Genomic DNA, 26219 nt, shown 5'->3' on the forward strand with positions numbered 1-26219 from the left:
GAGATGATAACTCTTTATAACTAAAGGAATGAATATTCATTCCGATTCACCTAGTTTAATAAAGTTAATTAATAAATTAATAGAATGATAGGAATGAACGTTCATTCCGGAAAGTGTTTTCAAAAGATTAGGAATGAATATTCATTCCACATGTGAATTTTATAATGGGAGATGATTCAAATGAGCAAGTTAAAAAGTTGGAGAAGTTTATCTTTTCTATTATGGATAGTTATTACTATTACAATGGTCGTAACGATGCCTAATATGGATAAATTAGTGAAGGAAAAAGGGAAAATTACAATCCCTAATACAGAACAAAGCAGCATTGCTGACAAGATGATTAAAGAGATGGATAAAGAAGGGGTTGAAAAGTATGAAATTATAGCCGTTTTTAATAGTGGCAATAAGGCAGCTTTAACAGATGAACAAAAGAAGGAAATAACAAAAACGATCAACGCCCTGCAAAATGAAAAAGTGCAATTAGGAATTAAGGAAGTTGTTTCGCATTTAGATAATAAAGACTTGGAGAAACAATTAGTTTCTAAAGATAATACGACTATTTTAACGCAAATATCGATAGATAAAAAACATGGTGAAATATCAAGGGTTTCAAATAATCTGCATGAAAAGGTGCAAACGAAAGGAGTAAAAACGTATTTAACAGGAAGTGACTTAATAGCGGGTGATTTTCTTAAATCCTCTCAAGAGGGAGTGAAAAAGACAGAAGTTATTTCAATCATTTTCATTCTTGTAGTATTAATCCTCGTATTTCGTTCACCAGTTGTTCCGATTGTTTCTCTTCTTACAGTCGGTGTGTCGTATTTAGTTTCAATGGGGATTATTGCTCAGCTTGTAGATCAATTTAATTTCCCATTTTCAAACTTTACACAAGTGTTCGTAGTCGTCGTCCTCTTTGGAGTAGGAACAGATTATAATATTTTATTATATACGAGGTTTAAAGAAGAATTAAGTAAACAAGAAAATGCATTTTGGGCCACGAAAGAAACATTTAAATCGGCAGGTAAAACCGTATTATATAGCGGTATAGCGGTGCTAATTGGTTTTGCATCACTTGCGTTAGCAAATTTTAAATTATATCAATCTACTTCAGCGGTAGCAATTGGTGTTTTAGTATTACTACTCGTATTAACGACTTTAAATCCATTTTTCATGGTGCTTTTAGGAAAAGGAATGTTTTATCCAGTTAAAACATTTAACGGTCATGAGGATAGTCGCTTATGGGGATTTCTTGCGAAAAACTCAGTAGTAAGGCCATTTGTCGCTTTAATCATCGTATTTGTAATATCGATTCCTTTCATATTAAAATACTCTAATACACTAAATTACAATGATTTATTTGAAGTAGATAATAAGTATGAATCAAAGATGGGTATTAACGTAATAGAGGATCATTTTCCGCCTGGTTTCTCTTCACCGAGTACATTAGTCATTCAATCTGATAAAAAGCTGGATGAAGGAACCTCTCTACAAATTTTAGACGAATTAACTGATAAAATTTTGAAAGTTAAAGGTGTATCAGAAGTATATGCACCAACACGTCCAACTGGGGAAAGGATAAAAGAATTATATTTAAATAAGCAAGCGGGAGAATTGAATACAGGATTAGGAGATGCCGATGGTGGCATAAAGGAAATTAATGATGGATTAACGGATGCGAAAAATAAAATGGGAAGTAATGATTCAAATAGTCTTGCGAATGTTCAAAAATTAATTGATGGAACGAACGAGGCGAAAAACGGGGTATCAGCATTAGGAACAGCTTTACATCAATTATCAAATGGCATAAACGACGGTGCACAAGGGGCACAGCAAATTGAGAGTGGCTTAGCTTCAGTAAACGAAAATATAAATGTTCTATCTAATGCAACGTCGCAGCTGCATGCTGGCTATGCACAGTTAGAAAAAGGTTTAAGCTCTTACAATCAGTACTTCGGAAGCATTTCTCAAGCAATTGATGGTGCGAAAAAGGGATATGAACAAATTGAAATGTTAATGACCAATTTCGTTCAAACGAAACCAGAACTAGCGAATGATTCAAACATACAACAAACGATAGGGATTGCTAAAGAAGCTCAAAAACAATTAAATGTACTTTCAAAAGAATTAAATCAATTAGCAACGCAGCATAAAGCAGCGATGAGTTCATTTAAAGAAGCGAATCAATCGTTACTGAAAGTGGATAACGGCTTAAAAGAAATGAACAATGGAATTAATAAGTTACAAAAGGGAGCAGCCGATCTTAAAAATGGATTAAATGAAGGTTCTGCAGGTTCAAAACAAATTGCGAATAAATCAGCTGAGTTACAATCTGGATTAACGAAAATAAACGATGGGCAAGGGCAACTTTTAACGGGCCTTAAAGACCTGCAGGAAAAGATGGGGCAATTACAATCTGGTTTATCTAAAAGTACAGAAGGGCTTGGAAAAGTAAGCAATGGCCTGCATGACGCGCAGAAATATTTAGGGGAGCTCAATGAATCGAAAAGCTCTGAGAAGTTTTATATTCCAAAAGAAGTGTTAGAGGGAGACGATTTCCAAAAAGCATTGAACACGTACATGTCACAAGATAGAAAGATTGCTAAAATGACCATCATTTTAGATGTAAATCCGTATTCAAAAGAAGCAATGCCGATTATTCAAGAAATCAATAAAACAATCGAGGGCACTGTAAAGGGAACGGAATTAAAGGATGCGAAAACAGCAATTGGCGGAACAACAGCTAGAAACGTTGATTTAAAAGAAGTAACGGGGCAAGATTTCTTACGTACAGCTACGATTATGTTAATTGGAATTGCGATTGTATTACTTGTAATTACACGTTCATTATTAAATACAATATTTATTATTGGCTCATTACTATTAGCGTACTTTGCATCGCTTGGTATAAGCGAACAAATTAGTGCACATGTATTACATGTAGAGTTATTAAGCTGGAATGTTCCATTCTTTAGCTTCATTATGATTGTCGCTTTAGGAGTGGATTATAGTATTTTCGTAATGATGCGCTATAACGAGGTAGAAGGGGATTCGGTAACGAAAATTATAACTGCATCTCGTCATATAGGAGGAGTTGTATTATCAGCGGCGCTAATTTTAGTAGGGACATTTGCAGCATTAATCCCTTCAGGTGTATTAACACTTATACAAGTAGCATCAGTTGTTGGCGTTGCACTATTACTATTAGCTTTAATCGTGATGCCGATATTGTTACCTGCTTTAATGGGGTTAACGAGTAAATTGAAGAGTTATAAAGAAAAGATAATAAATACGAAATAAGTGAAGACTGTAGGGGATGATTTCTCTACAGTTTTTCTATATATAAAATTTTGAATGAAAAATGAATCCAATGTATTACAGAATGAGAAGTGAATGGTTATATGAGAAAGAGGTCAATGATATACATACAATAGCTAGGGGAATGGATAAAAACTATCCGATTTCATTATAGAAAGGTAATCAACCGTTGCTATTCATCCAGCTTCTACTATATAATAGCTATAGTCTACAATAATTGAGTCGTAATATGCGATTTTTTAAGACAATCGGTGAGAAAACGCTGAAATAAGCGGTATTAGTAGGAGGACACAAATGATTACAGTAAGTAACGTTAGTTTGCGTTTCGCGGATCGCAAATTATTTGAAGATGTTAACATAAAATTCACGCCAGGTAACTGCTACGGTTTAATCGGAGCAAACGGTGCTGGTAAATCAACATTTCTAAAGATTTTATCTGGAGAAATTGAACCATCAACAGGTGATATACATATTACGCCAGGTGAGCGTCTAGCAGTATTAAAACAGAACCACTTCGAATATGAAGAGTTCCCAGTATTAGAAACAGTAATTATGGGTCACACGCAACTTTACAAAGTAATGCAAGAGAAAAATGCTATTTACATGAAAGAAGACTTTAGTGATGAAGATGGAATGCGTGCTGCAGAACTTGAAGGTGAGTTCGCTGAGCTTAACGGTTGGGAAGCTGAGTCAGAAGCTGCAATCCTTCTAAAAGGTCTTGGTATTGGTGAAGATCTTCATGACAAAAAATTATCAGAATTGACTGGTGCAGAGAAAGTAAAAGTATTACTTGCTCAAGCATTATTCGGTAAACCTGATATTCTATTACTAGATGAGCCTACCAACCACTTGGACTTAAAAGCGATTCAATGGTTAGAAAACTTCTTAATGAACTTTGAAAATACAGTAATCGTTGTATCCCATGACCGTCACTTCTTAAATAAAGTATGTACGCACATGGCTGATCTTGATTTCGGTAAAATTCAACTTTATGTTGGTAACTATGACTTCTGGTATGAGTCAAGCCAATTAGCTTTAAAATTAACACAAGATGCTAATAAGAAAAAAGAAGAGAAAGTAAAAGAGTTACAAAACTTCATTGCACGCTTTAGCTCAAACGCATCTAAAGCGAAACAAGCAACTTCTCGTAAAAAATTATTAGATAAAATTACATTAGATGATATTAGACCATCATCACGTCGTTACCCATTCGTTGGCTTCACACCTGAGCGTGAAATAGGAAATGACTTATTAACTGTTGAAGGCCTTTCTAAAACAATTGATGGCGAAAAAGTGTTAGATAATGTGTACTTCACTTTAAATAAAGGTGATAAAGTTGCATTTATCGGTCGTAACGATATCGCGATGACAACATTATTTAAAATCCTTATGGGTGAAATGGAGCCAGATAGCGGTTCATTCAAATGGGGTGTCACAACATCTCAATCTTACTTCCCAAGAGATAACTCTAAATACTTTGAGAACAGTGACTATAACTTAGTTGATTGGTTACGCCAATTCTCTCCACAAGATGAGTCAGAAAGCTTCTTACGTGGTTTCTTAGGCCGTATGTTATTCTCAGGTGAAGAAGTTAAGAAGAACGTTTCTGTATTATCTGGAGGCGAAAAAGTTCGTTGTATGTTATCTAAAATGATGTTAAGTGGTGCGAACGTAATCACACTTGACGATCCAACGAACCACTTAGACCTTGAGTCTATCACTGCATTAAACAACGGTTTAATTGCTTTCAAAGGTACAATGTTATTCACATCTCATGACCATCAGTTCGTACAAACAATTGCAAACCGCATTATCGAAGTAACGCCAAACGGTGTAATCGATAAAGAAGCAACTTACGATGAGTACTTAGAAAATGAAGAACTTCAAAAACAAGTAGATGCAATGTACAAAGGTCAATAATATATAATGAAAAAACTCGCTCTTTTTAGAGCGAGTTTTTTTGTCGAGAAAACATAACACCATTGGTGGGGGCAAATGAATAATTATTCAAATATAATATTAGTGAACATGAGGATTTTTCATGTATGGAAGAGATGTAATGACTTTAAGATTTAGTTGAAGCAGGGGAATGTAAGGTGAGCAATATAATTAAATAACATTATTTTGTCATGTGAAATATGTACCAAAATTGGGGATAGAATAGTTTGCGAATGAGTTTATAAAGGTATATAGTATGGGATGTCATAATTAGTGGATGAATCTTGGGAGAAAACAGGAAATGTTACAAATTTATTTTATTAAATAGAAACCAAGGTCAAAATGTTTAAAAAGAAATAGTTGAATAAATACAAGCTTCAAATTATAATTACTAATATTCTTCATATAGTTAAATAAAAAAATCTATTTGAAGAAGAAAAATCGAATAGAGAGACAGACTTATAAAAAATAAGCCTTGGATGATCAAAAGAGGTGGAGAAATGAAACAGTTCTTATTAAAGAGCAAAAGTGTGTTAAGCAATCATTTTGGATTCTTTCTGTTTGCCGTTATTTTATTGTGGCTCAAAACGTATGCAGCCTATGTAACGGAATTTAATTTAGGAATTTCAAACACAATCCAAAAATTCTTGCTGTTTTTTAACCCGCTTAGTTCAGCAGTTCTATTTTTAGGACTTGCATTATTTGCAAAAGGGAAGCGATCTTATATTTGGTTAATTGTTATCAACTTGTTATTGTCGATTCTTTTATATGCAAACGTAGTTTACTATCGCTTTTTCAGTGACTTTATTACGTTCCCAACATTAACACAAACGAATAACTTTGGAGATTTAGGTGGTAGTATTCTTGCGTTGCTACATCTTTATGATCCACTATACTTCTTAGACACGATTATATTAATTGTGTTAGTTGCAACAAAATTTGCAAATCCAAAACCAATTCGTGTTGCGAAGCATAAAGTATCTCTAGTATTTGTAGCAGGTATTTTATTATTCAGTGTTAATTTAGGTCTTGCAGAGTCTGACCGTCCTGAATTATTAACAAGAACATTCGATAGAAATTATATTGTGAAATATTTAGGGGCATACAACTACACAATTTACGATGGTATTCAAAGTGCGAAAGCATCAACAGAACGAGCATTAGCTGATGGGGATAATATGACAGAAGTAAGAAATTATTTAACATCAACTTATGCAAGTCCAAATCCTGAGTATTTCGGTAAAGGAAAGGGAATGAACGTAATTTATATTCATTTAGAGTCATTCCAAAACTTCTTAATTGATTACAAATTAAATGGTCAAGAAGTTACACCGTTCTTAAACTCATTTACAAAAGATGCGAATACGCTATACTTTGATAACTTCTTCCATCAAACAGGACAAGGGAAAACATCTGATGCGGAGTTTATGTTAGAGAATTCAATGTTTGGTTTACCGCAAGGTTCTGTCTTTACAACGAAATCTCATAATACGTATCAATCAGCACCAGCTATTTTAGGACAACAAGGATACACATCAGCAGTATTCCACGGTAACTACAAAACATTCTGGAACCGTGACGATATTTATAAATCATTTGGTTTTAATAAATTCTTTGATGCGTCATACTACGATATGAATGAAAAAGACGTAGTAAACTACGGATTAAAAGATAAACCGTTCTTTAATGAATCTATTCCGTTATTACAAACGTTGAAACAACCGTTCTATACGAAGTTTATTACGTTATCGAACCATTTCCCTTATCCAATTGATAAGGCAGAAGCAACGATTGAACCAGCAACAACAGGTGATTCATCAGTAGATACGTACTTCCAAACAGCACGCTATTTAGATGAATCTGTAAAAGGCTTCATCGATTACTTGAAACAATCTGGTTTATATGATAACTCAATTATCGTTATGTACGGAGACCATTACGGTATTTCAGATAATCATAACGCAGCAATGTCAAAAGTAATGGGTAAAGAAATGAACTCATTTGAAAATGCACAGTTACAACGTGTGCCTTTAATCGTTCGTGTACCAGGAGTGAAAGGTGGCGTACAACATCAATATGGCGGTGAAATTGACGTTCTTCCTACGTTATTACACTTACTAGGTACAGATACGAAAAACTATGTTCAATTCGGTTCAGATTTATTATCACCAGAGCATAAACAAGTCGTTGCGTTCCGTAACGGTAACTACGTAAGCCCAACTGTTACTGCACTAAACGGCAAATACTATGATACAACAACTGGAAAACCTGTAGAATTTACAGATGAAATAAAGAAAAATGAACAAATGGTTCAAAACTCACTAAAATACTCTGACCAAGTCGTAAATGGTGACTTATTACGATTCTACACACCGGAAGGATTCACTCCAGTAGATCGTTCGAAGTATAACTATAACAATCGTGATAAAAACAAAACGAAGGTAAAAACGTCTCCGGAAGGGGAAGCTAAATAATAAAAAGCGCTATTCATATGAATAGCGCTTTTTATTTGTAAATATACCATCATTATTAGACAGAACTAGCTGTTGCTTTTTGTTTTGCTTTTCCGAAGAACACTACACCAACAATGATCATAATGATAAATGCCCATTTAATGAAAGGGTTACTTTCGAAAAATCCAGCGAACCATTTCTCATCTACAATCATTTTTGCAGCAGTATAAGCTAAAACCGCTGCTCCAATCGTAATGATGACAGGAAAACGATCTACCCATTTTAAAATCAATGTACTGCCCCATACGACTACAGGAATAGAAACTAATAGCCCGATGATTACTAAAGAAAAGTTACCATGCGCAGCTCCTGCAACAGCGAGTACATTATCAATACCCATTAACGCATCAGCAATGATAATGGTTTTAATAGCAGACCAAAATCCTTCTTCTGCCTTAATATCATGGTCTTTGCCTTCAGCAATTAATTTGTAAGCAATCCATATAAGAAGTACACCACCAATTAAAAGTAATCCTGGTATTTTTAATAACCAAACGACAACTAAAGTAGCAAGAGCTCTTATAGCAATTGCTCCAACGGTTCCCCAAATGATAACTTTCTTTTGTTGATCTTTCGGTAATCGTCTTGCTGCTAATCCAATTACAATGGCGTTATCTCCGGCTAACACTAAATCGATTACGATAATTGCTAATAAAGCAGACAAATATTCAGGTGAAAGAAAATCCATAAATATATCACTCCTTATAATTAATATGTACTTATAAGCTATTCCGTATTAAGAATTCTAAGGATTATTTATTAAAATACAATCTCTTCAAATAGTAATTAAGGATTATAATTATGGTGCATAAACACTTAAAAAGATGGATACGGTACAATTCTGGAACCATCTTTTAAGTGCTTAATTTTTAATTATCATTTTTTGTTTGAAGATTTACTTTCGTATCTTTGATTATTACTTTTTTAGGCGTGAAACATGCAATAATTAAAGCCACAATAGATAAGACTAACATAAATACGTACGCATCACTTGAGCTATAGATAGAAGATAAGTTTGTTACTTGCATAGCTGATATATTTCCATTCTCACTAGATAACTGTGAAATGTGTGAAGTGGATTGAATTGTATACACCGTGATAATAACTGCTGTTCCAATAGCACCTGCTAATTGGCGAATCCTACTATTTCAAGCTTAACGGTTCAGAAAATCGCAACAAAAGCAGGGTTAAATCGAACAACATTTTATTTGCATTATCAAGATATTCAAGATTTACTAGACCAAATCACTAGCGAAATTTTAAATGAGCATTCAAATAAAATTGTTGATTTAATACATGCAAAAGATTTATCAGAAAAACAAAAGCTAACACAATTGCTAGATTATTTATGTATTCACCGAAATTTTTTATTTATATTATTTAAAATGAATCAATTTGAGGAGCAATTGTTTTTATTTTTAAAGCAATTAATAGAAACGAGAAGAGAGAATACGAAAAAGAATTTACCTGATGATTACGTTGCAGTTGATATTAAAACAGCCTCTTTGGTAGGGATTATCATGTGGTGGATAAGGAATGGACTTCACTTTAGTTCAGATTATATTGCAAATCAAATTTATTTAATGTATAAAGGATGATATGTTAAAATCAGTCATATGTATTAGTAAATAAAAATCATTATATCTAAGAGTTGAAATTAATGGGAGATAGAAAGTGTCTTACAAGTTAAGAAAGGCGTATAAATTTCAAATTTATAAAGTAAAAGTTTTATAGCAAGAAGAGGAGGAATTTATGAATTTTCAAAATAAAAAAATAGTATTACATTTAGAGGTGGTGAAATACCAATTTAAAGATGCAAAAGAGGAGTGTGATAGAAATTGGCTAATAGTAAAAGCGAAACTGTCAGAAGGAAATAAAGTTTTTGAAACGATGGATCCTTTTCTACAAACGTTCGACTTACAGCGTATGAAAAAATGGTTTCAATCATTACCGAATCCTACATATACCGAACTAGATTTCATAGAGCCTAATATAGCGTTTGAATTAATGGGGGAAAATGAAGATGAGTTTCAAATTGTAGTCCGATTATCTCAGGAACTTACCCCTTCATGGTGTAAGGAAGAGGAGTACGAATTTTCTATAAGTATTACACAAGAGGACAGAGAAAAGATTATTCTTTTTATTGAAGAGCAACAAAGAAATTTCCCAAAACGATAAAAAAGACTTGATAACCTACTAGAGGGAATCAAGTCTTTTCATTACATACGATTATCATGCCAGAAGTTTAATGGGAAGTGTTCGTTCTCATTATATGCTTCTAATTCATATCCTTTTTCTTTCAGTCCTTTAATAATTCCAGGTACTGCTTTTACCGATTGTGGATGAATATCATGCATAAGGATAACTTCTGTTGGATTTGTAGCACCATGTAGTACGTTCTCTACAATTTTAGCAGATGCAGCATCAACTTGCATTTTGTTATATTTCCAGTCTAAAGAATCAATTGTCCAATCCCAAACCTTTAAGCCATTTTCTACAACTTTGTTGCGAAGAGCTTCGTTTAATCCTGGCATTGATCCGTAAGATGGGCGAGTTAATACTGGTGATTTACCTAAAACACCAGCGATTAAGCCTTGATCTTCCTTCATTTCATCTACATAATGACCTTCAGTGTAAAGTTTCTTGTAGTTATGAGTCATACTGTGCATCCCAACGTAGTGGCCTTCAGCATCTTCGCGTTTTACAAGATCAGGGAAAGCTTTTACGTTTGAACCAATTAGGAAGAATGTTACTTTTGCATTTTCTTTCTTTAACATATCTAAAAGCTCAGCTGTGTATTTTCCGGGACCGTCATCAAATGTTAAGTAAGCGACTTTTCTAACTTGTCCGTTATAATGCTTTGGAGCCTCTTTCGGAGCAAGAGATGTTTGAATCTCACTTACAAGTTGAACAGATTTTGCTTCATCCTCTGTACTAGCTAAAGCAGTATGTACTGATCCTAAAGCGGCTTCGTATGTAAATAATACCCCCGCACAAACCAACATAGCCCTTTTTACCAAAGTTGTCATTCGAATTCCATTGTGCATAATTTTCCTTCTCTCTATAAAAGTTCTACTCTACTATATTAGCAATTATAGGTAGGGAAATGCAAAAAAACTTTTTTACAAGTGTAAAAAAGTTTGGCAAAAAGTATGCAAGATTTTAAAGGAATGTCATTTTGGAAGAAACATCACAAATGATTGGATAAATTGAATGGTGAATTGGAAACAATACAAGGGATATTAATTTTAGGAGGTGCTTTAATTGAATTATAAAAAAATGCTTTCAATATTAATGACAAGCATATTTACAGTAGGATTATTAATTGGCTGTAATCCAGCTCCAAAAGATGAAAAGGAGCCAGATCCAACGGAGGAACCTTCTGAACAAAGACAGGAGGAAAAAAATAATGAATTAAACAAAAAGGATGAGCAAGAACCAGATCCAACAGAAGAGCCATCTGAGGAACAAAAGAAGAAAAAAGAAAATGAGTAGTTGTAGTTTAATGAAATGTGTAGCATGATTTTGTAACAAAAAATACTTTTTAAAACATACAACCACTTTTCTTGCTTTATAAAAAAGTGGTTGTATAAAATTGTATATGAATTTAAACATTTCATGGATATGACTTTTGCTTTAAGGCTAATTTTTAATTCATGTAGTTTGTGATGTTTATTTCCCCTAAAATGAAGCTTGAAATCAATATTCATCTCTCGTTACAAACTCTTCAATCATCAAATTTAATTGATCCGATATTTCTATCAACAAACTTCTATATTAAATACCTCGTACAACATAATAGCACCTAATGCAGTAATTCCTTCATAAAGCATTATAATGCTTTTTATTAAAATCTTTCCTTAATTTAAGCCTAATATCCCCCTGATGTGTGTTAGTAAGTATTGTTGTGTTAAAATTTTGACAAAAACTATTAATTTATTCGTTTATTTTATGAAGATTTGCTCCTTCTTTTAACGATTAAAGGATTAAATATATTAGAAAGTTTTAATAAAATTAAAACTCTATTTTCTTGGAAGTAGGAAATAAAAAAATTTATAGGAATTAGACTAAAGTCTTAAAACGAAAGGAGACTAATCATACTTTCGTATCACTTCATTTTCGTTCCAATTATTGATTCGAATATTTTTGTTTTTTATTAAAATATTGGTAAAGAAATAATTACATAAAAAAAGGAGTGGGAATATGAATAATTATATTTGTACTACATGTGGAGTACAGTATCCCGAAAATGAAGAAGCACCTTCTCGTTGTAAAATTTGTAATGAGGAAAGACAATATGTTAATCCAATTGGGCAGTCATGGACAACATTAGAAACAATGCAAAATAGCAATTTATACAAAAACGAAATAATAAAAGAAGAAAGCGGTTTGTATAGCATTACTACTAAACCTAAATTTGCGATTGGACAAACAGCATTTTTAATACAAAGTAAAACTCTAAATGTTATGTGGGATTGCATTAGTTATTTAGATGATAAAACGATACAACGTATATATGATTTAGGTGGTATTCAAGCAATAGCACTTTCTCATCCACATTATTATTCTACACAAGTTAAATGGGCAGAAACATTCAATGTACCTATTTATATTCATGAAGATGATAAAGAGTGGGTGGTTCGTCCGAGTAAGCAAATTAAATTTTGGTCTGGGGAGCATCTTTTGTTATCGGAAGAACTTATATTACATCGCTTAGGAGGCCATTTTAAGGGCGGGACTGTTATACATTGGAAAGACGGTAATGAAGGGAAAGGTATTTTGTTATCAGGTGATATTATACAAGTAGTTTCGGATCAAAAATGGGTAAGTTTTATGTATAGTTATCCCAATCTTATTCCATTACCAGCGAATAAAGTTAGAGATATGGCAGAGAAAGTAAAAGATATCCAATTTAGTCGACTATATAATGCATTTCATGGTGTGGTGGAAGATGCAAATAAAGCTGTACAAAGATCTGCTGATCGGTATATAAAGGCCCTGCAAGGAGAACTATTTCATACGTAATAGCTTGTATTTCATCTCTACATTTATATAACTAATTTTATATGAATTTTATACGAAAGTCCTATTGTTTATTAACTTATAGGTCTTTCAACTTAGGAAGCTCACACTAATGAGGGATGTTAAAGGGAATATATGTAACCTATACTAATTACTATAAAGCTTTGGAAAATGAAAAGGAGGAGATTTGCATGAAGAATTGGGTTCAATTTAGAATTGCAAGACCAACAGATAGATTTGAAGAAGTGATAAGTTTTTATGAAACAGGATTAGGATTAAAACGTATAGGGGAATTTCACAATCATGAAGGATATGACGGGGTTATGTTTGGTTTACCAGATGAAGAATATCATTTGGAGTTTACTACACATGTTAATGGAAGTCCATGTCCGGCACCGACAAAAGATAATTTACTAGTTTTTTATATGCCTAATAAAGGTGAAATTGAAAAGATAGTGAATCGATTAAGTAATATGGGCTATCATGAGGTGGAACCAGAAAACCCGTATTGGATAGAGAAAGGAACCACAATAGAGGATCCAGATGGTTGGAGAATTGTGCTTATGAATGCATCTGAATAAAGAAACTATTATTATATGAAATAGAGTGTAACAAAATGATTTAGACATAAATCCCTACAGTGTTTGTAGGGATTTTTATATAAGAAAATCTTATTGAGAGAGTTATTAAAATGTAGAAAGATTTTGGCTAAGAGCAAATGTAATAAACATAATTTATGAAGGAGGTATAAAAGTATGATAGTAAAACATTTTAAAGAGTTTTCTAAACATGTTGGAAATACACCTCTCATGAAATTAGAATGCGAAGAAACGAAGAACCTTTCTATCTATGCTAAATGTGAATGGCATAATCCTACAGGATCAATTAAGGATAGGGCCGCACTTGGAATGATTAATAAATATTTACAAGAAGCGGACAAAAAACAAAATATTTTAGAGTATAGTGGTGGAAGCTTAGCGAGGTCAATTGGGTGTATTTGTAATTGTTTAGGGATTGAATGCACGTTAGTGTTAAGTTCTGCAACTGGTCAATCTCTATTAAATAAACTCAAATATTATGGTGCTAACGTAATCTTAGTTGATAAATGTAAGGGGTTTTACGCAGTAATTGAGAAGGCAATAGAGATTAGCAAACAAAATCCAGAATTATACTTTTTATTCCAACATTATAATAATGCAAATATAGTAAGTCATATTGAAGGTACAGGGCGAGAAATTATTGCACAAATGATTGGAAAACCAATACATGCATGGGTAGCATCTGCTGGTACTGGTGGAACTCTAATGGGAGGCTATACAGCAATAAAGAATTATACAAAAAATGTTGAACTACATTTAGTAATGCCTGCTGAATTGCCTTATGCTTCGGAACAACCACCAAATGATTTAAAGAAATATGCTGGATCAGGTGGGTTCGGCTTAGGAAGGAAACAACATTTCATAGAACAGGAAGAAAATTTGATAGAAAAACAATGGACTTATTCATATGAAGATACCCTGTATGAAATGGCACGTTTTTACAAAGATACTGGTATAAAAATAGGAACTTCTGCGGCAGCGAATTTATTAGCTGCTAAACAAATTGGGAAAGAAAAAGGTGCGAATTTTAATGTAGTTACAGTTTTTCCGGACGCAGGGTCAATAGAAGAGTGGTCAGATGTAAAAAAATTAGTTGAAAAATAGGGAATAGACCAAATGATAGAGAGGACCATTAAAAGTTCTATTGTAGTTTATATCTTATTCTACGCAAAATTGATACCATTAAAAAACTGTATGTTTAACATGTACAGTTTTTTAATGGTGTAGCTGTGCAATGTTTAGAAATTTCACATACCGTATTTTAAAAATAAATATAGGAAAACCAAAAAGTAATGTAGAATATATCGTGCATACATGTATAAAGTCAACATAAAAGATAAAGAGGTGGGTATATGTTTCTTGAGGAAGTAATGCAGCAACTAGAGAAATATGGAACAGAACAAAATCGTAAAACGTATAAAAACCACGGAGCGAAAGAGCCACTATTCGGAGTTAGTTTTGCGAATTTAAAATTGTTAAAAAAGAAGCTAAAAAAAGATCATGATTTAGCAGTTGAATTGTGGGAAACAAAAAATATGGACGCAATGACATTAGCAACTTATATTTTAGATCCGAAGAAAATAACGACAGAACAGCTTAATAGTTGGGTTCAGGATGTTGATTATTACTGTTTAATGGATCTTCTTATGACATCTATATGTACTTCGCCAATTGCAATAGAAAGAATGGAAGAGTGGACAAAGTTTAATGATGAATGGATTGGAAGAGCTGGCTGGTCTTTATTAGCAAATATAGCGATTAAAAATAAAGCGTTACATGATGATTTCTTCTCTCCGTACTTAGAAGAGATTAAAGAAAATATACATAATGAAAAAAATAGAAAAAAAGAAGCGATGAATAGTGCTTTAATCGCAATAGGAATTCGTAATGAAGACTTAGAGCGACAAACGATTGGAATTGCGCGTGAAATTGGAAAAGTAGAGGTTGATCACGGTGCGACATCATGTAAAACACCAGATGCAGAAAGCTATATAAAAAAAGCGAGAGAAAGAGCTGAAAAAAAGAAAGTGAAATAAGAAAAGAGGAACGGTTATGAAACCAATTGAAGCAGCACAAAACATAATTACATCACAATTTCCGAATTGTGATGTAGCTTTACTCGGCGGAAGCGTTGCACGAGGAGAAGCGACGAAAACATCTGACCTTGATATTGTAATAGTCGATCAAAGTTTAACTTCTTGTTATAGAGAATCTTTCTATAGTAATGGATGGCCTGTTGAGGTGTTTGTTCATAATTTTGAAACATATAAAACCTTTTTCAAAATGGATTGTGATCGAGGGAGACCTTCGTTACCACAATTAGTTTCAGAAGGGATTGCATTAAAAGGGGAAAAGGAAATTGTTGAGAAATTAAAAAAAGAAGCGAATGGTTTACTACATAAAGGACCAGATAAATGGACGGAAGAAACGATTAAGCAGAAGCGATATTTTATTACGGATACTTTAGATGACTTTATTGGTGCAACGAAAAGAGAAGAAGAATTGTTTATCGCTAATCTATTAGCGGATTTAGTACATGAATATGTATTAAGAGTAAATGGTAGGTGGCTTGGGAGTTCAAAATGGTTCATTAGAGTGCTAAGAAGGTATGATGAGCAATATGCAAACAAATTTGTAGCCGCTTTTGATCATTTTTATAAAACGGGAGAGAAAAATGAATTAATTCATTTTATAGAAAAGACGTTAGAACAGTATGGTGGAAGAGTGTTCGAAGGATTTTCTATTGGTAAATAAAAAGGGGAGAGAAAAATGAATGTACCATATGTTCAATTAAGAGAATTGACATTAGATGATGTAGAAGATCGCTATCAATGGTCATTAGATAGAGATGTAACAAAGCATTTAGTCGTACCAGATCAATATCCTCCGTTCACTCGTGAAGATACGAGAAACTGGATTGAAGCTTGTATAAGCCGAAAAAATGGTTATGAACAAAGGGCAATTGTTACTGAGAAAGGTATACATATTGGATGGGTAGACCTTAAAAATTTTGATAAAACAAATAAAAATGCAGAACTAGGAATTGCGATTGGAAATAAAGACTATTGGGGTAAAGGATTTGGAATGGCAGCTCTAAACAGCATGTTACATATAGGTTTTTCCCAGTTTGAATTGGAGAAAATTTGGTTACGTGTAGATGAAGATAATACACAAGCTAAAAAGAGTTATGAACATGCCGGATTTGTATGTGAAGGGTTAATGAGAAATGATCGATTGAGACAGGGGAAGTTCATTCATCGCTATCGTTACAGTATATTAAAAGAAGAGTATGAATTAAAAAATAATAACCTATAAAAATATTATGTAAATGAAAAAGGGGAAGATAAAATGATTCGATTACTTACAAAAGCGGATGCAAAACAATATTGGGAGTTACGTTTACAAGCACTACAAGTAAACCCAGAAGCATTTGTAACGACTTATGAAGAAGCAGTACGTCAAGAAAACCCTCTTGAACGCGTTGCTAGTAATCTTTCATCTAACAGTAGTTTTACATTTGGTGCTTTTAATAATGAAAATCGTTTAGTTGGGGTTGTTACTTTATTAACAGAAGAAAAGGATGCATATAAGCATAAAGGGCATATCGTTGCAATGTATGTAGATACTGAAAATCGAAGAAGTGGTCTTGCACGTGATTTAATACGTAAAGCAATTGAAAGGGCAAAAGAGATGAAGCTAGAGCAATTGAACTTAGGGGTTGTGTCAACGAACGAACCAGCCAAACGATTATATGAATCAATGGGATTTAAAACGTACGGAATTGAAAAAAGGGCTATAAAAATGAATGGTGTGTATAGTGATGATGAACATATGGTGTTGTTCTTTTAAGAGAGGAAGTTTAGCATGAAAGATCTCCATTTAGAAAGAAATATGGACCTTCAAGTAGCGATTTTGTATGCGACGGTTGCTGATACGTTTAATAGATTGCAAAGGTTAGTAGAAGGTACTGAAGAGAACGAACTATCCTATAAAGGGTCTGAAAATAATGAAAATAGTATTGGGCAGTTACTTCAGCATTTAGCAGTTGTCGATTTACATTGGGTGTATCGTTTCAAGGGAGAAGATGTTCCAACAACATTTGAAAATAAATATGGTCCTATGTTGAATGAAGTAGGAGAAATGCCGAGTTTAAGAAAATACACGTTGCAAGAGTTAATGCAAGATTATGAAGCAGTGCAAAAATTGTTTCATGAAGAATGTATGAAACTAACAGAAACTGATTTAACGCGGGAAGTTTTGTATGAAAAAGGGGAAACTGCGACTATAAGATGGGGAATTTGGCATATAGCAGATCATAATCGATATCATCAAGCACATATAAGTCGATTGAGGAAATTATATAGAGCTAGATTACATACAAGTTAAAGATTGTGAATTTTAATTATATTTATTTTGTTGTATAGTATTAGGGAGAAACTAAACAAGGGGTTTTACAATGAAAGCAATTGTTATAGGGATACTGGCATCATTTTTCTTTGCCTTTACCTTTGTTTTAAACCGGGCAATGGACTTAGAAGGTGGAAGCTGGATTTGGAGTGCATCATTACGGTATTATTTTATGGTTCCAATGCTATTACTTATTGTTATGTATAGAGGGAACTTAAAGCAACTCTTTCAATATATGAAAAACAATCCGAAAGAATGGTTAGTATGGAGTATCGTTGGATTTGGTCTCTTTTATGCACCGCTTAGTTTTGCTGGAGCGTTCGGACCAGGTTGGCTTGTTGCATCAACATGGCAAATTACAATCGTTGCAGGGATTTTGTTAACACCATTTTTTGCGGTGGATCCACTACATAAAAAACTTCCGATGAAGGAATTAGTTATGTCGGGTATTATTTTATTTGGTGTTGTTCTCATGCAAGTAGAACATGCTTCTTCATTAGGTATTCGTGAAACCGTTTTATGTGTAGTTCCTGTACTTATTGCAGCATTTGCGTATCCTCTTGGAAATCGAAAAATGATGCAAGTTTGTAAAGGGGAATTAGATGTATTTCAGCGAGTACTCGGTATGACATTAGCAAGTTTACCATTTTGGTTTTTATTATCTGGTTACGAAGTATCAACTGGCGGATTACCGTCAAGTAGCCAAGTTTTTCAATGTTTTATTGTAGCAGTTAGTTCGGGGTTAATCGCGACAGTATTATTTTTCTTTGCAACAGATCTTGTGAAAGATGATCCACAAAAACTAGCAACAGTGGAAGCGACGCAGTCTGGTGAAGTTTTATTTGCGCTAGTAGGAGAGCTGATCTGGTTATCTGCACCAATTCCGTCATCATTATCTTGGATTGGTATGAGTCTCGTTATTATTGGGATGATACTTCATAGTTATGTAGCTGTCGTTGTAAAAAAAGAAGAAAAAATAACGGCGTAATGAGACTAGCTCTTTTTATTAAGAGCTAGTATTTTTTCGTAGAAAGGGATGAAAGTATGAATTTACAACTTGTTGAACAACTTGAAAAAGATTCAATATTAAATGTGCTACAATATGCCGTCGGTCCAAATGAAATAAGCTTAAAGAAAGCAGTATTACTTTATCAAAATAATAAAGGGACTTTGTACAAATATGAAGAAAAAGCTTGTATAGGTATAGAAGTAATCGGAGCAACTAAAGCACGAGTATGTCATATAGCAGTGGATCCAGATTATCGTCAAAAAGGAATTGCACTGCAAATGATTAAAGAGGTTGTAAGAATATATCAATTGACTTATATAGAAGCAGAGACAGACGATGGGGCGGTAGAATTTTATAAAAGAATTGGTTTTCGAGTTAAAAGTTTAGGAGAAAAATATAAGGAAATCGAAAGATTTCATTGTTATTTGGAAAAATAGTATAAAAATATGCATATGGAGTATAGTCTGAAAAAATAAGATCTACATTTTTCTTCATTTCAAAAAACTCTCGTTCATCATTATCTACGATTTTAATAGAGTTTTGAGTCTTCAGTATAATAATATACATATTTTTGTAGTAATGAATATGATTAAGTTAAAAATTAAGAAAAATATGATAATATATTTATATAAAAGTTTAAATTTACATGGCTAGTGGGGGAACCAATATGAAAATGAATGATATAGTAGCAAGTACAAAATTTCCAAATACAATCGAAACAATAACAAAAGATTTAAAAGCATTAGGAATCGAAAAAGGAATGACAATTATCGTTCATTCATCACTAAGTTCTATCGGGTGGATATCTGGTGGTGCGGTTGCCGTAGTAGAAGCATTAATGAAAGTTGTTACGGAAGAAGGAACGATAATAATGCCAACGCAATCTTCGGATTTATCCGATCCGAAACATTGGTCAAGACCACCTGTACCGGAAGACTGGTGGCAAATTATCCGAGATAACGTCCCGGCATTTGATTCACGTATAACCCCAACAAGGGGAATGGGTGAAATAGTTGAATGTTTTCGTACATATCCGAATGTAGTACGTAGTAATCATCCGTTAGGAAGTTTTGCTGCATGGGGAAAACATGCAGTAGAAATAACAATGAACCATTCGTTATCAATGAGCTTTGGAGAAGAATCTCCATTAAGAAAAATATATGATTTAGACGGGTACGTATTATTAATTGGTGTTGGATATGATTCCAATACGTCTGTTCATTTATCCGAGGTGCGTACTGGTGCATGTGAGTTAATACAAGTAGGAGCACCTATTATAGAAAACGGTGAGAGAGTGTGGAAAGAGTTTGTTGAAATGGATTACGAATCTGAGAAGTTTGTTGAAATTGGTGTTGAGTTTGAGCGAAAAGGAACTGTAAAAAATGGGAAGATAGGGAATGCAACGTGTCGTCTAATGAAACAGCGTGATATAGTTGACTTTGGAACAGAATGGTTTCGTAAGAAAAATTAGTAAGGGATGGTTACAATGAAAGGGAAAAAGGTATTAATTACGAGCGGTGGTTGTCTAGAAAAATGGGATCAAGTACGCGGGCATACGAATATGGCTAAAGGTACAATCGGAAGGATAATCGCAGAAGAACTTCTAGCTAAAGGGGCACATGTTATATATTTACACGGTTATTTTGCGGAGAAACCGAGCGATGTACATAGAGGGTTAGAATTACATCCATTTGAAGGGATTGTTGATTTACAAGATAAAATGAAAAGTATCATCACACATGAAAAGGTTGATGCGGTTATTATGGCAGCGGCTGGATCAGATTGGATTGTGGAGAAGATCTGTGATCAAGATGGTAATGTTCTTAATATGAACGGAAAAATTTCAAGTGATATTGCACCGATTATTCACTTTCAAAAGGCTCCAAAAGTATTAAAACAAATAAAAGAATGGGACCCAGAAACAGTACTTATTGGTTTTAAACTTGAAAGTGATTTAAATGAAGAAGAACTGTTTGAAAGAGCGAAAAATAGAATGAAAGAAGCAAGGGCGAATGTAATGATTGCGAATTCACCACATTCTTTATATTCGCGCGGAGCTGTGCATTATGTAATTGGACAAGATGGTAAAGGGAAGTTGTGTAATGGGAAAGATGAAACAGCGAAAGAAATTGTCAAAAGCTTAGAGGTATTATGTAATCGTGTCACTGCTTTTTAAAATTAAGTTTTTAGATAAGAATGAATCCGCATAGTAATAAGTAAGCGAAACTTTAATTGGTGGGAATTTTACTTTTACACGAATGTGAAGCGTATATCAATCAAGAGCTATACACAGAATAATTGGTGAGGAGTGGATTCTATGGAACATTTATTAAAGCAAGCTATTAAACTTAGAAACGAAAAGAAATATGCGCAGTCTAAAGAGATGCTTATAGGATTAACAAACTTTACAAAGGATGCAGAAGTACTGTATCAGTGTGCGTGGATACATGATGTAATGGGGCTAGAAACAGAAGCAGTTCCGTATTATGAGCAGGCAATCGCAAATGGACTTGATGGCGAATCCCTTTGCGGTGCTTATATTGGTCTAGGAAGTACATATCGTTGTATAGGGGAATATGAAAAGGCAATTACAGTATTAGAAGCTGGGGTGAAAAAATTCCCAGAGAACGATCCGATGAAAGTATTTTTATCATTAGCAAAATATAACGTAAACGATCACGAATCAGCTATGAAATTATTACTTGAAACTGTCGTGAAAGTAGAGGAAGTAAAAGAATTTGAGCGTGCCATTTCATTTTATAAAGACCATTTAAATGAGGTTTTTAAATAAAGGAGTGAACGTATGAATGTTACACTATCGCGAAGGCGAAAAGGTATTTGGATTGGACTCGTCTCTTTAATAATACTATCAAACTACTTATTGTATGCCCTTCCAATAGTACCAGCTGCGCCGAAAGAAGTTGTGCTTGGGTCATTATTAGATTGCATGTTTGTCATTCCAATCATCACGTATTTCTTCATTATTCGAAAAAGATACTCGTTAACGTATATATTTCCTGTTGTAATAGCTGGATATATTTTTGCAAGATTTATTATTCCAAGTTACTATTTACAAGCTTTTTCATTCATCTCTTATATTATTGTTGCGGCTGAAATTGTATTTGTAGGTCTAGAATTATTCCTTCTCTATAAAATTGTTAGAGTGCTTCCTAAAATAATAAAAAAATATAAAAAACATAGAAGAGAAAATTATTCCTTTTCTTATGCGATTGATGCAGCATTTGAAGCTACTATGAAAAGAAATAAATTAATAGATATCATTGTAACGGAGTGTAAGTTAATCTATTATGCATTTTTATCGTGGCGTGAAAAAGTACCAGAAGGTGAATCCGTATACTCATATCACAAAAAGACTGGTGCAATAGGTGTATATATCATGATCATCCATGCGACCTTAATAGAAAGTATCGGTTTTCATTATTTGTTTCATCAATGGAATCCGGTTGTAGCATGGATTTTACTTATTTTAAATGTATACGCGATGATTTATTTTATAGCTGAAATACAAGCGATGCGTAAAAATCCACTTATCGTAACAGAAGAACAAGTAATCATTCAAATTGGATTAGGAAAGAAAATTGTTATATCATTTACACAAATTGATAATATTGCGTTCTACAAGGATGAATTGCTAACGGCAAAAGAAGGGAAACAGGTATTGGATGCAACTGTTATGGAGTTCATAAAAGAACCTGCTACTTTTGAAATAACATTAAAAGAGCCAGTGAAAGCACAGTTGTTATATGGATTTTCTAAAACAGTAAGTCGTGTGCACTTAAATGTTGATGAAGAACGAAAATTTTATGATGCGGTTAAGGAAAAGTTAAAACATGAGTAATAGTGCTGTTAGTTACATAAAAACAAATAAACTTCCGTTAGAAGTGAAAAACTCTTTCTAAATAAGAAGGAGTTTTTCTTGTATAAATCATTATATAAAAAACTATATACTTCTTTATCACTATATAAATGGATATAATTGAGGATAGAACTAGTGTAAGGGGAAACAAAATAATGAATAAGTTACTTACATCGAAAAGTGAAATTATAGAAAGAAAAATCCGGTATAACTCAACAATAGTAGATCACAATTGTTTATTACTTGAAAAGCAATCACAAAGTATCGTTTTATTTCACGAGGTGCAGTATTCATTTACAATGACTGCAAATGATACTAAGTTAACAATCCCAAAAGGGAGTTATACAATCGCATATTACTGGAAAGATTGTCCGTACAATTTATACGTATGGAGAGATATAAAAGGGAAGTATTTAGGTTCCTATTTTAATATCGTAAAAAATACACAAATAAAAGACGAAGTGGTTTCCTTCGAAGATTTAATCATCGATATTATGGTACTTCCAAATGGAGAATACTTCATATTAGATGAGGATGAATTACCAGAACCATTAGGAAATTTCGAAGGTGGTTATGTGAAGGAAGCTCTTTATATATTAATGGATACAATTAAAACGTTCCTTCCAAAAATAATAAAAGGGACTGCTGATATCTTTAAAAATAAATAATGTTCGCTAAAACCCAGTTGACTTATCGGAAATATTTGTATAATATGTACTTAATTCCATAACGTATTGCTGATTGGAGAAACCAAAGGCATTTTATCTGTTGATAAAATGCCTTTGGTTTTTTTATTGCACAAATACTGAATCTGTTCATTTATATGAATCATTTTAAGGAGGGGAAGAAATGACTGTTTCAATTGATGGGGTATCAAAATATTTTTTGAAACAAACTGGTACTGTTCAAGTATTAGAGAATATTAATTTTCAATTAGAGAAAGGGGATTTTGTTACAGTAATTGGTCCGAGTGGGTGTGGAAAAAGTACATTACTAAAAATTGTTGCAGGTCTAGATAATGATTTTGAAGGGGAAGTTGTTATTGACGGGGAGTCTATCTTAAAACCGAGTAAGAAACAAGGTTTTATTTTTCAAGAACATAGGCTTTTTCCATGGTTAACAGTTGAAGAAAATATAGCGGCAGATTTGTCGTTAAAAGATAAGTATGTGAAAGATAAGGTGAGAGAATGGGTTGAAATCGTTCGTTTAGATGGCTTTGAAAAATCGTATCCGAAAGAAATTTCAGGTGGGATGTCACAACGTGTTGCGATAGCGAGAGCGTTATTAAGAGATCCGAATGTATTATTACTTGATGAACCTTTTGGAGCGCTGGATGCTTTTACTCGAAGTCATTTGCAAGAAGTATTGCTAAATATTTGGGAGCAGAAAAAAACAACAATGATATTCGTTACACATGATATAGACGAAGCGATTTATCTTTCAAACCGAATCATCATTATGAGTGCAAAACCAGGGAAAATACATAAAGTGATTGAAAATAATTTGCCTTATCCGCGAAATAAAACTTCTCAATCGTTCCAACAACTTCGAACGAAAGTATTACAGCAGTTTGAATATGGAGGATTGATTCAAACAAGTATATAGGAAAAGGGTGATTTTATATGTATAAAAAATTTAAAGTTCTTTCTTTTGCTTTAGCTATATCAGTATGTTTATTAGGATGCGAAAAAAGTACAGCAAGTAGTAAGAAAGAAGATGTAACAATACAAATTGGTATACAGCAAGGATTAAGCCCGCTATTACTAGCAAAGAAAAAGGGATGGTTTGAAGAGGAGTTTAAAAAAGAAGGAGTTAAAGTGAAATGGACAGAGTTCCAAAGTGGACCTCCTTATTTTGAAGCAATCGCATCAAACCGGTTAGACTTTGGTGAAGTAGGGAATTCTCCAGTCATTTCAGCGCAAGCAGCAGGTATTGGATTTACCGAAATCGCCAATACAAGTTATGCGAGAAAAGGAACTGGAATTCTCGTTCAAAAAGATAGCAAGATTGCGAGTGTAAAGGATTTAAAAGGTAAAAAAATTGCAGTAGCAAAAGGAAGTAGTGCCTTTAATTTATTGTATCGAGCACTTGATAAAGAAGGTATTGATGCAAAAGATGTAAATGTCATTCAATTACAACCAGATGAAGCGCAGCCTGCATTTGAATCAGGATCAGTAGATGCATGGGCGATTTGGGACCCTTTCATATCATTACATACGTTAAATAAAGGTGCGAAGGTGATTGCAGACGGTGAAACATTAAATGTCTCTTCACCAGAATTTTTAATTACGAGGACAAAATTTGCGAAAGAACATCCAGAATTAGTTGAGAAATTCCTCAAAGTTTATGAGAAAGCACGTGTATGGCAAGATGCTAACTTAGATGAAGCAATAAAAGTATACACTTCTGTAAAAAAGATAGATGCAGAGATTGTAAAAGAAGTGTTTAATCACGACAAACCAATTTTAGTTCCGGTAACGAAGGAAATAATAGCAGAACAACAAAAGACAGCGGATTTTCAATATAAGCTCGGTTCTATAAAGAAAGAAATTAAGACGGAAAAAGTTGTAGATAATTCTTTCGTAGAAAAAGCATTGAAAGCGAAGTGAAAAGAGGTTTTGTAAAGTGGAAAATACGAAAGCTGTTATGAAACCAGCGAGTATAACGATTAAGAAAAATGGCATAAAGAAGGTACGAAAGTTAAATGTAAAAGTTTTAGTAAGGGCGATTACTATACCGGTTATTATATTAATAATTTGGCAGTTGGCTGGCGTATTCGGTCTTGTTTCTAAAACAGTTTTACCAACACCATTAGATATTTTTCTAGCTTTCCAAGAGCTTATTAAAACAGGAGAGTTATTCGGCCATTTAAGTATTAGTGTATTCAGGGCTGCGGCTGGTTTCTTTATTGGTGGGGGCTTAGGAATCATTTTAGGAACGATTGTTGGATTTTCAACGAGAAGTGAGCAATATTTAGACCCATCTGTGCAAATGTTAAGAACTGTACCTCATTTAGCTGTTGCGCCGCTTTTCGTATTATGGTTCGGTTTTGGTGAAACATCGAAAGTGCTATTAATTGCAGATGGTGCATTTTTTCCTTTATACGTAAACGCATTTTTAGGTATTAGAGGTGTGGATTCAAAGTTATTTGATGTTGCGAGAGTGTTAGAGTTTAGCAAAAGAAAACTAATTACGAAACTAATTTTACCATCTGCATTGCCTAACCTTTTACTAGGAGCAAGGTTATCGTTAGGTGTTGCATGGGTGAGTTTAGTAGTAGCAGAACTTATGGGATCTACAGAAGGTATTGGTTATATGATTATGGATGCAAGGCAATTTTCAAATACAGATATCGTATTTGTCGGCATAATTATCTTTGCATTTGTTGGGAAGTTTTCTGACTCTCTAGTACGTTTATTAGAAGTGAAGTTTTTAAGATGGCGAGATAATTTTAAAGGTGAGACTAGGAATTAACATATAAATTATTAGGGGTAATTTATATAGAATTTGTTAGTATACGTTTCAAAATAAATAAGGGG

General features: G+C 33.4%; 26 protein-coding genes and 1 pseudogene. 24 read left to right on the plus strand and 3 right to left on the minus strand.

Translation table 11 applies throughout. From position 1 onward, the window contains the following. Positions 1-180: 180 nt before the first annotated feature. From MHI28_RS02125 to MHI28_RS02135, 3 genes are all read left to right on the plus strand, one after another. Positions 181-3297 carry an MMPL family transporter gene (locus MHI28_RS02125; protein ID WP_340827582.1) on the plus strand — a complete coding sequence of 1039 codons (3117 nt, stop codon included), beginning with the start codon at positions 181-183 and terminating at the stop codon, positions 3295-3297. 312 nt (positions 3298-3609) lie between these two features. Continuing rightward, positions 3610-5235: an ABC-F family ATP-binding cassette domain-containing protein gene (locus MHI28_RS02130; RefSeq protein ID WP_000633860.1), complete on the plus strand. Its 1626-nt coding sequence runs from the start codon at positions 3610-3612 to the stop codon at positions 5233-5235. 518 nt (positions 5236-5753) lie between these two features. Continuing rightward, a complete protein-coding gene (locus tag MHI28_RS02135) occupies positions 5754-7727 on the plus strand; it encodes an LTA synthase family protein (protein WP_000808775.1) in 1974 nt (657 codons plus the stop codon). Between the two features lie 55 nt (positions 7728-7782). Here the strand turns inward: MHI28_RS02135 and MHI28_RS02140 are convergent, their stop codons facing one another. Together MHI28_RS02140 and MHI28_RS02145 are read right to left on the minus strand one after the other, a co-directional pair. Next, complete coding sequence (locus tag MHI28_RS02140) at positions 7783-8454, minus strand: TerC family protein (RefSeq protein ID WP_000346946.1); 672 nt, start codon at positions 8452-8454, stop codon at positions 7783-7785. A gap of 181 nt (positions 8455-8635) precedes the next feature. Beyond that, positions 8636-8860 carry a hypothetical protein gene (locus MHI28_RS02145; protein WP_000288051.1) on the minus strand — a complete coding sequence of 75 codons (225 nt, stop codon included), beginning with the start codon at positions 8858-8860 and terminating at the stop codon, positions 8636-8638. Between the two features lie 42 nt (positions 8861-8902). Here MHI28_RS02145 and MHI28_RS02150 point away from each other — a divergent pair. Together MHI28_RS02150 and MHI28_RS02155 are read left to right on the plus strand one after the other, a co-directional pair. Beyond that, a pseudogene (locus MHI28_RS02150) lies at positions 8903-9364 on the plus strand (TetR/AcrR family transcriptional regulator); the annotation flags it as partial. Between the two features lie 154 nt (positions 9365-9518). Next, on the plus strand, positions 9519-9944 hold the full coding sequence (locus tag MHI28_RS02155) for a WapI family immunity protein (RefSeq protein ID WP_001010973.1): 426 nt from the start codon (positions 9519-9521) through the stop codon (positions 9942-9944). Between the two features lie 41 nt (positions 9945-9985). Here MHI28_RS02155 and MHI28_RS02160 read toward each other — a convergent pair whose 3' ends face one another. Further along, positions 9986-10813: a peptidoglycan-N-acetylglucosamine deacetylase gene (locus MHI28_RS02160; protein ID WP_000551450.1), complete on the minus strand. Its 828-nt coding sequence runs from the start codon at positions 10811-10813 to the stop codon at positions 9986-9988. Positions 10814-11030: 217 nt separating this feature from the next. Between MHI28_RS02160 and MHI28_RS02165 the strand changes: the two genes are divergently transcribed. The 19 genes from MHI28_RS02165 to MHI28_RS02255 all read left to right on the plus strand — a co-directional run bounded on the left by MHI28_RS02165 (position 11031) and on the right by MHI28_RS02255 (position 26154). Next, positions 11031-11261 (plus strand): hypothetical protein, encoded by a 231-nt coding sequence (locus MHI28_RS02165; RefSeq protein WP_001106986.1) that lies wholly within the window; start codon positions 11031-11033, stop codon positions 11259-11261. 708 nt (positions 11262-11969) lie between these two features. After that, on the plus strand, positions 11970-12791 hold the full coding sequence (locus tag MHI28_RS02170; RefSeq protein WP_001067271.1) for a hypothetical protein: 822 nt from the start codon (positions 11970-11972) through the stop codon (positions 12789-12791). Positions 12792-12979: 188 nt separating this feature from the next. After that, complete coding sequence (locus MHI28_RS02175) at positions 12980-13369, plus strand: VOC family protein (RefSeq protein ID WP_000800678.1); 390 nt, start codon at positions 12980-12982, stop codon at positions 13367-13369. A gap of 174 nt (positions 13370-13543) precedes the next feature. Beyond that, positions 13544-14491, plus strand: a complete 948-nt coding sequence (locus tag MHI28_RS02180; RefSeq protein WP_000635842.1) for a PLP-dependent cysteine synthase family protein — start codon at positions 13544-13546, stop codon at positions 14489-14491. A gap of 248 nt (positions 14492-14739) precedes the next feature. Then, positions 14740-15423 carry a DNA alkylation repair protein gene (locus tag MHI28_RS02185; protein ID WP_000478212.1) on the plus strand — a complete coding sequence of 228 codons (684 nt, stop codon included), beginning with the start codon at positions 14740-14742 and terminating at the stop codon, positions 15421-15423. Between the two features lie 16 nt (positions 15424-15439). Further along, positions 15440-16141 (plus strand): nucleotidyltransferase domain-containing protein, encoded by a 702-nt coding sequence (locus MHI28_RS02190; protein ID WP_000802430.1) that lies wholly within the window; start codon positions 15440-15442, stop codon positions 16139-16141. A gap of 15 nt (positions 16142-16156) precedes the next feature. Further along, complete coding sequence (locus tag MHI28_RS02195) at positions 16157-16702, plus strand: GNAT family N-acetyltransferase (protein ID WP_001102493.1); 546 nt, start codon at positions 16157-16159, stop codon at positions 16700-16702. Between the two features lie 33 nt (positions 16703-16735). Next, the gene (locus MHI28_RS02200) at positions 16736-17236 is read left to right on the plus strand and encodes a GNAT family N-acetyltransferase (RefSeq protein WP_000620322.1); all 501 of its coding nucleotides are present in this window, start codon (positions 16736-16738) and stop codon (positions 17234-17236) included. Between the two features lie 15 nt (positions 17237-17251). Beyond that, a complete protein-coding gene (locus tag MHI28_RS02205; protein WP_000653847.1) occupies positions 17252-17773 on the plus strand; it encodes a DinB family protein in 522 nt (173 codons plus the stop codon). A 70-nt stretch (positions 17774-17843) separates the two neighbouring features. Beyond that, on the plus strand, positions 17844-18782 hold the full coding sequence (locus MHI28_RS02210; protein ID WP_000644594.1) for a DMT family transporter: 939 nt from the start codon (positions 17844-17846) through the stop codon (positions 18780-18782). 56 nt (positions 18783-18838) lie between these two features. Further along, complete coding sequence (locus MHI28_RS02215) at positions 18839-19240, plus strand: GNAT family N-acetyltransferase (RefSeq protein ID WP_001053229.1); 402 nt, start codon at positions 18839-18841, stop codon at positions 19238-19240. A 236-nt stretch (positions 19241-19476) separates the two neighbouring features. After that, on the plus strand, positions 19477-20274 hold the full coding sequence (locus MHI28_RS02220; RefSeq protein ID WP_127726076.1) for an aminoglycoside N(3)-acetyltransferase: 798 nt from the start codon (positions 19477-19479) through the stop codon (positions 20272-20274). A 15-nt stretch (positions 20275-20289) separates the two neighbouring features. After that, positions 20290-20979, plus strand: a complete 690-nt coding sequence (locus tag MHI28_RS02225; protein WP_000676727.1) for a phosphopantothenoylcysteine decarboxylase domain-containing protein — start codon at positions 20290-20292, stop codon at positions 20977-20979. A gap of 141 nt (positions 20980-21120) precedes the next feature. Next, positions 21121-21594: a tetratricopeptide repeat protein gene (locus MHI28_RS02230; protein ID WP_000400637.1), complete on the plus strand. Its 474-nt coding sequence runs from the start codon at positions 21121-21123 to the stop codon at positions 21592-21594. A gap of 12 nt (positions 21595-21606) precedes the next feature. Further along, the gene (locus MHI28_RS02235) at positions 21607-22662 is read left to right on the plus strand and encodes a hypothetical protein (protein WP_001103384.1); all 1056 of its coding nucleotides are present in this window, start codon (positions 21607-21609) and stop codon (positions 22660-22662) included. A 173-nt stretch (positions 22663-22835) separates the two neighbouring features. Further along, the gene (locus tag MHI28_RS02240; RefSeq protein ID WP_001037891.1) at positions 22836-23348 is read left to right on the plus strand and encodes a DUF402 domain-containing protein; all 513 of its coding nucleotides are present in this window, start codon (positions 22836-22838) and stop codon (positions 23346-23348) included. A 181-nt stretch (positions 23349-23529) separates the two neighbouring features. Then, positions 23530-24285, plus strand: a complete 756-nt coding sequence (locus MHI28_RS02245) for an ABC transporter ATP-binding protein (protein ID WP_000218583.1) — start codon at positions 23530-23532, stop codon at positions 24283-24285. Between the two features lie 17 nt (positions 24286-24302). Further along, a complete protein-coding gene (locus MHI28_RS02250) occupies positions 24303-25289 on the plus strand; it encodes an aliphatic sulfonate ABC transporter substrate-binding protein (protein WP_000276925.1) in 987 nt (328 codons plus the stop codon). A 16-nt stretch (positions 25290-25305) separates the two neighbouring features. Further along, entirely contained in the window at positions 25306-26154 is an 849-nt protein-coding gene (locus MHI28_RS02255; RefSeq protein ID WP_000432136.1) for an ABC transporter permease, read from the plus strand. Positions 26155-26219: the final 65 nt, after the last annotated feature.

The sequence above is a fragment of the Bacillus sp. FSL K6-0268 genome, from assembly GCF_038005425.1.
GTDB classification, from domain to species: Bacteria; Bacillota; Bacilli; order Bacillales; family Bacillaceae_G; genus Bacillus_A; species Bacillus_A thuringiensis_S.

Bases quoted from the DNA above. Each gene is read 5' to 3' on its own strand.
- MHI28_RS02170 (WP_001067271.1), top strand. From the start codon at position 11,970: ATGAATAATTATATTTGTACTACATGTGGAGTACAGTATCCCGAAAAT.
- MHI28_RS02155 (WP_001010973.1), top strand. From the start codon at position 9,519: ATGAATTTTCAAAATAAAAAAATAGTATTACATTTAGAGGTGGTGAAA.
- MHI28_RS02215 (WP_001053229.1), top strand. From the start codon at position 18,839: ATGAATTTACAACTTGTTGAACAACTTGAAAAAGATTCAATATTAAAT.
- MHI28_RS02205 (WP_000653847.1), top strand. From the start codon at position 17,252: ATGAAAGATCTCCATTTAGAAAGAAATATGGACCTTCAAGTAGCGATT.
- MHI28_RS02190 (WP_000802430.1), top strand. From the start codon at position 15,440: ATGAAACCAATTGAAGCAGCACAAAACATAATTACATCACAATTTCCG.
- MHI28_RS02220 (WP_127726076.1), top strand. From the start codon at position 19,477: ATGAATGATATAGTAGCAAGTACAAAATTTCCAAATACAATCGAAACA.
- MHI28_RS02135 (WP_000808775.1), top strand. From the start codon at position 5,754: ATGAAACAGTTCTTATTAAAGAGCAAAAGTGTGTTAAGCAATCATTTT.
- MHI28_RS02175 (WP_000800678.1), top strand. From the start codon at position 12,980: ATGAAGAATTGGGTTCAATTTAGAATTGCAAGACCAACAGATAGATTT.
- MHI28_RS02210 (WP_000644594.1), top strand. From the start codon at position 17,844: ATGAAAGCAATTGTTATAGGGATACTGGCATCATTTTTCTTTGCCTTT.
- MHI28_RS02230 (WP_000400637.1), top strand. From the start codon at position 21,121: ATGGAACATTTATTAAAGCAAGCTATTAAACTTAGAAACGAAAAGAAA.
- MHI28_RS02235 (WP_001103384.1), top strand. From the start codon at position 21,607: ATGAATGTTACACTATCGCGAAGGCGAAAAGGTATTTGGATTGGACTC.
- MHI28_RS02195 (WP_001102493.1), top strand. From the start codon at position 16,157: ATGAATGTACCATATGTTCAATTAAGAGAATTGACATTAGATGATGTA.
- MHI28_RS02130 (WP_000633860.1), top strand. From the start codon at position 3,610: ATGATTACAGTAAGTAACGTTAGTTTGCGTTTCGCGGATCGCAAATTA.
- MHI28_RS02225 (WP_000676727.1), top strand. From the start codon at position 20,290: ATGAAAGGGAAAAAGGTATTAATTACGAGCGGTGGTTGTCTAGAAAAA.
- MHI28_RS02160 (WP_000551450.1), bottom strand. From the start codon at position 10,813: ATGCACAATGGAATTCGAATGACAACTTTGGTAAAAAGGGCTATGTTG.
- MHI28_RS02200 (WP_000620322.1), top strand. From the start codon at position 16,736: ATGATTCGATTACTTACAAAAGCGGATGCAAAACAATATTGGGAGTTA.
- MHI28_RS02245 (WP_000218583.1), top strand. From the start codon at position 23,530: ATGACTGTTTCAATTGATGGGGTATCAAAATATTTTTTGAAACAAACT.
- MHI28_RS02240 (WP_001037891.1), top strand. From the start codon at position 22,836: ATGAATAAGTTACTTACATCGAAAAGTGAAATTATAGAAAGAAAAATC.
- MHI28_RS02250 (WP_000276925.1), top strand. From the start codon at position 24,303: ATGTATAAAAAATTTAAAGTTCTTTCTTTTGCTTTAGCTATATCAGTA.
- MHI28_RS02180 (WP_000635842.1), top strand. From the start codon at position 13,544: ATGATAGTAAAACATTTTAAAGAGTTTTCTAAACATGTTGGAAATACA.
- MHI28_RS02185 (WP_000478212.1), top strand. From the start codon at position 14,740: ATGTTTCTTGAGGAAGTAATGCAGCAACTAGAGAAATATGGAACAGAA.
- MHI28_RS02140 (WP_000346946.1), bottom strand. From the start codon at position 8,454: ATGGATTTTCTTTCACCTGAATATTTGTCTGCTTTATTAGCAATTATC.
- MHI28_RS02125 (WP_340827582.1), top strand. From the start codon at position 181: ATGAGCAAGTTAAAAAGTTGGAGAAGTTTATCTTTTCTATTATGGATA.